The organism is Hydrogenophaga sp. (assembly GCF_041633695.1).
In the GTDB taxonomy this organism is placed as follows: Bacteria; Pseudomonadota; Gammaproteobacteria; order Burkholderiales; family Burkholderiaceae_C; genus Hydrogenophaga.
This window is the reverse complement of the sequence record NZ_JBFJMY010000266.1, coordinates 1-5875: the sequence shown is the minus strand read 5'-3', so window position 1 is coordinate 5875 and position 5875 is coordinate 1. Positions and strand designations below refer to the sequence as shown.

Genomic DNA, 5875 nt, shown 5'->3' with positions numbered 1-5875 from the left:
GGACCGACAATGGCGTCGGCGCTGTGCGCATGTCCGCTGCGCTCGATGCGCCCTTGCACCTCCAGGCAGCGATCAATCGATTCCCCGCTGGCCCAGACCAGGCGCACCGAATGTCCACTCAGGCTACACAGCTGGTGGTATTGCTCTTCGTTCGTGGGGACGCACGAGGCCACAAACAGTTGCCCATTGGCCAGGCCCAGCGGCACCACGCGATAACCCTGCGCCTGGCTCAGCGAAAGCCGGTCGAAGACGTGCGGGTCCAGCTCGAAAGCCAGCACGTCCACTTCGGCCACACCGGCCACCCGGGCCAAAGCGCGATGCAACTCGTCCTCGGTGAGCAACAACCGGTCCACCAGTTCGTCCGAGCGCGAGCGCAACAACTCCGGGTCTTCGGCCGCCAACGTCTCCAGCACTTCCTCGTCCACCATTTGCAATTGCAGCAGCGCTTCGCGCAGGCACACCACTGGCTGGCGGTACACCGCCTCCATGGCGACGGTCAGCTCGCCCAGGGACCGAGCGGCGCGGCGCGGTGGACGGCTCGAGGGACTGCTGGCAGGAATCGGTGGGGTGGTTGGTATCAAAAATTCGTCCTTGGGTCGCTGATGCTGCAATTTTGCACGTCTCGCTCCAAAATGGCCCCAGCACGCGCCGAAACCTGCCGGCTTTTTGCCAGACCCCTGTGGCACTGCCGACCCCTTGCCAGACCCTATTTGCAAGCAGCATAAAGCATGAACCGCACCGCCCTCACCACACGCCATCCCACCCGCCGGCCCAGGCCATCCATCCAGGCCATGTGCAGCTTGCTGCTGCCCCTGGTGCTCACGGCCTGCTCGGGCCTGGGCTCCCCCAGCTGGCGCTACCAGCCGCCCGTGCTGCCGGTGCAACCCGAAACCGCGTCCGGCTGGACCGAAAAGCCCGGCTGGCTGACACACCGCACGGCAGTGGCCGCCGCCAACCCACTCGCCACCGACGCCGGCTTGCAGGTGCTGCGTGCCGGTGGCAGCGCGGTCGACGCGGCGATCGCGGTGCAAATGGTGCTCGCGCTGGTGGAGCCGCAGTCCAGCGGCATCGGCGGAGGTGCGTTCCTGCTGCACCACGACGGCAAGCGCGTGCAAGCCTTCGACGGCCGTGAGACCGCACCTGCGGCGGCCACCGAAGGCCTGTTTCTGCAAACCGACGGCACACCCATGCCCTTCATGCAAGCGGTGGTGGGCGGGCGCTCGGTGGGTGTGCCGGGTACCTTGCGCATGCTGGAACTGGCGCACCGCCAACATGGCCGGCTGCCCTGGGCACAGTTGTTCGAACCCGCCATCGCGCTGGCCGAACAGGGCTTTGCCGTAAGCCCGCGCTTGTTTGCGTCACTGCAGGCCGAGACAGCGCTGCAAAAAGACCCGGTGGCCGCCGCCTACTTCTACCAAACCGATGGGCAAGCGCATCCCGTTGGCCATGTGTTGCGCAATCCCGAGCTGGCGGCGGTGCTGCGCCAAATCGCCCGCCAAGGAGCCCAGGCCTTGCACCAGGGTCCGGTGGCACAAGCCATCGTCAACGCGGTCCATAAGCACCCCGGTAACCCGGGCACTATGAGCCTGGGCGATCTGGCGAACTACCAGGCCCGTGAGCGCGAACCCATTTGCCAAACCTGGAGCCCGCGCCAACACACCCTGCGCCTCTGCGGTTTCCCGCCACCCAGCTCGGGGGCGCTGGCGATCGGGCAGATTCTGGGCCTGTTGGCACGCACACCTTCGGGCAAGGTGCCGCTGGAAAACACCGCCCCGTCGCCCGACTGGCTGCACGATTACACCGAGGCCTCCCGCCTGGCTTTTGCCGACCGCGCCCTGTACCTGGGCGACCCCGATTTTGTCGCCCCACCGGCCGGCAGCTGGAGCAGCCTGCTCGCACCCCGCTATCTGGACGAACGTGCACGCCTGATCGGCCCGCGCCGCATGGGCGAAGCGCCGGCCGGGCAGCCCATGGGTGAGCAAAGCGCCTGGGCGGCCATGCCCGACCAGCCCGAGCACGGCACCAGCCACGTCAGCATCGTCGACGGCTGGGGCAACGCGCTGGCCATGACCACCACCATCGAGTCGGCTTTTGGCGCTCGCCTCATGGTGAACACCGGGGCGGGACGCAACGGCGGCTTCCTGCTCAACAACGAACTCACCGATTTCAGCTTCAGCCCCCGCGATGCGCAAGGCCGCCCGGTGGCCAACCGGGTGGAGCCCGGCAAGCGGCCGCGCTCGTCCATGTCGCCCACGCTGGTGTTCGACGCAGACAGCGGCGCTTTGCTGATGAGCGCGGGCAGCCCCGGTGGTTCGCTCATCATCCACTTCACGGCCAAGACCTTGCTGGGTGTGATGCAAGCGGGTTTGCCGCCGCAAACCGCCATCGACCTGCCCAATTTCGCGTCCACCGGCGGCCCGGTGCTGCTGGAAGCCGGACGCTTTTCTGCTTCCACAGTGGATGCCTTGCAACAGCGCGGTCACACGGTCAACGAGATCCCCATGACCAGCGGCCTGCAAGCCATCGTGCGCGGACAAGTGCATGGCGAGCCGGTCTGGCTGGGCGGCGCCGATCCCCGGCGTGAAGGTGTGGTGATGGGGGATTGAGGCGCAGCGACTGGCGCTGGAGAGCGCGTCAACTGTTGATGGCCTGGGCAGAGCCCGCCAGCTTGCGCAATTCGAACTTCTGGATCTTGCCCGTGCTGGTCTTGGGCAACTCGCCAAACACCACGGCGCGCGGCACCTTGAAACCCGCCAGGTGTTGTTTGCAATGCGCCACGATGGCCTCGGGCGTCACCTCGGCGCCCGCCTTGAGCTCGACAAACGCGCACGGCGTCTCGCCCCACTTGGCGTCGGGCCGCGCCACCACAGCGGCGGCCAGCACGGCGGGGTGGCGGTACAGCACATCTTCCACCTCGATGCTGGAGATGTTTTCACCGCCCGAGATGATGATGTCCTTGCTGCGGTCCTTGATCTTGAAATAGCCGTCCGGGTATTGCACCGCCAGATCGCCGCTGTGGAACCAGCCGCCGGCAAACGCTTCCTGCGTTGCCTGGGGATTCTTCAAATACCCCTTCATGGCGATGTTGCCCTTGAACATGATCTCGCCCATGGTCTCGCCATCCTGGGGCACCGGCTGCATGGTTTCGGGGTCGAGCACGCGCACGTCGCGCTCCAGGTGGTAACGCACGCCCTGGCGCGCGTTGAGCCGGGCGCGCTCGCCGATGTCCAGATCGTTCCAGGCCGCGTGTTTGGCACAGACCGTGGCCGGACCGTATACCTCGGTCAGGCCGTACACATGGGTGAGGTCAAAACCCATCTCCTCCATGCCTTCGATCATCGAAGCCGGGGGCGCCGCACCCGCCACCATGGCTTTCACCCCGGCGGGCAGGCCCGCCTTCATGGCCTCTGGCGCATTCACCAGCAAGCCGTGCACGATGGGTGCGCCGCAGTAATGGGTGACGCCGTGCGTGCGCATCGCATCAAAAATCGCCTGCGCCTCGACCCGGCGCAGGCACACGTTCACGCCCGCACGCGCCGCCACCGTCCACGGAAAACACCAGCCGTTGCAATGGAACATGGGCAGCGTCCACAGGTAGACCGCGTGCTTGGGCATGTCCCACTCCAACACATTGCTGATCGCGTTCATGGCCGCACCCCGGTGGTGGTAGACCACGCCCTTGGGGTTGCCGGTGGTGCCGCTGGTGTAGTTCAGCGCAACCGCGTCCCACTCGTCGGCGGGCAGCGCCCAGACAAAGTGCGCATCGCCTGCGGCCAGAAAATCCTCGTAAGTGGTGCTGCCGATGCGCTGAACCGCCCCGGTGAACAGCGCATCCGTCACATCGATCACCAGCAAGGGCGCCGCGCTCTTGCGCAGTGCCAGCGCCTTGTGCAGCGTGGACGCAAACTCCGGGTCCACGATCACCGCCTTGGCCTCGCCATGGTCCAGCATGAAAGCAATGGTCTCGGCGTCGAGCCGGGTGTTGAGCGCGTTCAGCACCACACCGGCCATGGGCACACCAAAATGCGCCTCGACCATGGGCGGGGTATTGGGCAGCATCACCGCCACGGTGTCGTTCTTGCCAATGCCGGCGCGCTGCAAAGCGCTGGCCAACTGGCGGCAGCGCACATAGGTCTGGCTCCAGCTCTGGCGCAGCTCGCCATGCACCACCGCCAGCCGGTCCGGGTAGACCTCGGCACTGCGCTCGATGAAGGAAAGTGGCGAGATGGGGGCGAAGTTGGCCTCTACACGGGGCAGGTCCCGGTCAAAGATGCTGGTCATGCGTTGTCTCCGTTGTTCGACTGTCGGTGCAGAATACCCCAGTGGCCATCCCCCAGACCTTCATCCAGGAACTGCTCAACCGCGTCGACGTGGTCGACGTGGTGGGTCGCTACGTGCAGTTGAAAAAGGGCGGCGCCAACCTCATGGGCCTGTGCCCATTCCACGGCGAAAAGTCGCCCTCGTTCAGCGTCAGCCCGACCAAACAGTTCTATCACTGCTTTGGTTGCGGCGCCAACGGGAATGCCATTGGTTTTCTGATGGAACACGCCGGCATGAGCTTCATCGAGGCGGTGAAAGACCTGGCCCAGCAGACCGGCATGCAGATTCCGGAAGACGAAGCCTCGCCGCAAGACCGCGAACGTGCCGCCCAGCAGCGGCAAAAGCAGGTCACGCTCACCGATGTGCTGGAAAAAGCCGCCCACGCCTATATCCAGCAGCTCAAGATCACGCCGCGCGCCGTGAACTACCTCAAAGGCCGAGGGCTTTCGGGTGAAATCGCCAAGACCTTCGGCCTGGGTTATGCCCCGGAAGGCTGGCGCAGCCTGGCCAGCATTTTTCCGGACTATGCGGACATGCTGCTGGTCGAGTCCGGACTGGTGATCGAACACGCCGACGAAAAAGGCGCCGATGGAGAGAGCAAGCGCTACGACCGCTTCCGCGACCGCATCATGTTCCCGATCCGCAATGTCAAAGGCGAATGCATCGGCTTTGGCGGCCGCGTGCTCGACAAGGGCGAACCCAAATACCTGAATTCGCCCGAAACCCCGGTGTTCAGCAAGGGCCGCGAACTCTACGGCTTGTTCGAGGGCCGCACCGCCATCCGGGTCGCCGGCTACGCCCTGGTGACCGAGGGTTATATGGACGTGGTGGCGCTGGCGCAACTCGGTTTTGCCAACGCCGTGGCCACGCTGGGCACGGCCTGTACCTCGGAGCATGTGCACAAGCTGTTCCGTTTCACCGACGCGGTGGTGTTCAGCTTCGATGGCGACGGCGCAGGCCGACGCGCCGCGCGCAAGGCACTGGACGCCGCCCTGCCCTTGGCCACCGACACGCGCAGCGTGAAATTTCTCTTTTTGCCCGCCGAGCACGACCCCGACAGCTTCATCCGCGAAAACGGCACCGAAGCCTTTGCCCAGGCGGTCAAAGAAGCGGTGCCGCTGTCCCGGTTCCTGGTCGACGCGGCCGGCGCCGACTGCGACCTGACCACTGCCGAAGGCCGCGCCCGCATGGCCAGCCAGGCGCGCCCGCTCTGGAGCGCCCTGCCCGACGGCGCCTTGAAACGCCAACTGATCGGCGAGCTGGCCAGCGCGGTGGCTCTGTCCAGCCAGGATTTGCTGCAGCTGTGGCAACACGCCGGGAGCCCAGCCCGCACACAGCCGGGTACCGGCGGGGAAGCGGCGGCGCGGCAGGGCGAGACGCGCTACGACGGCGGTACCGCTGCGTCGCACGAATTCCGCCCCAGCGGCAACAGCCAGAGCTGGGACAACGGTCAAGGCAAAAAAGGCTACTCAAAGTGGCGAAAAGGCCCACCACAGCCGCCACGCATGCTGGGTGTGCGCCACACCGGCGGCAGCCGGGCCGACCGCGCCGTGGG

3 protein-coding genes and 1 pseudogene are annotated in these 5875 nt (G+C 66.1%); 2 read left to right on the top strand and 2 right to left on the bottom strand.

The features are described from left to right. A pseudogene (locus tag ABYB95_RS15515) lies at window positions 1-581 on the bottom strand (hypothetical protein); the annotation flags it as partial. Window positions 582-728: 147 nt separating this feature from the next. Here ABYB95_RS15515 and ABYB95_RS15510 point away from each other — a divergent pair. Continuing rightward, window positions 729-2606, top strand: coding sequence for a gamma-glutamyltransferase family protein (locus ABYB95_RS15510; RefSeq protein WP_372659469.1), 1878 nt, complete (start codon window positions 729-731; stop codon window positions 2604-2606). Window positions 2607-2634: 28 nt separating this feature from the next. On the opposite strand, the gene ABYB95_RS15505 is transcribed toward ABYB95_RS15510, so the two are convergent. Beyond that, window positions 2635-4281 (bottom strand): acyl-CoA synthetase, encoded by a 1647-nt coding sequence (locus ABYB95_RS15505; RefSeq protein ID WP_372659468.1) that lies wholly within the window; start codon window positions 4279-4281, stop codon window positions 2635-2637. Between the two features lie 41 nt (window positions 4282-4322). Between ABYB95_RS15505 and dnaG the strand changes: the two genes are divergently transcribed. Then, the coding region (gene dnaG, locus ABYB95_RS15500) for a DNA primase (RefSeq protein WP_372659467.1) at window positions 4323-5875 on the top strand (1553 nt) is incomplete at its 3' end.

Coding starts and splice junctions, on each gene's coding strand:
- ABYB95_RS15505 (WP_372659468.1), bottom strand. CDS start 4,281: ATGACCAGCATCTTTGACCGGGACCTGCCCCGTGTAGAGGCCAACTTC.
- ABYB95_RS15510 (WP_372659469.1), top strand. CDS start 729: ATGAACCGCACCGCCCTCACCACACGCCATCCCACCCGCCGGCCCAGG.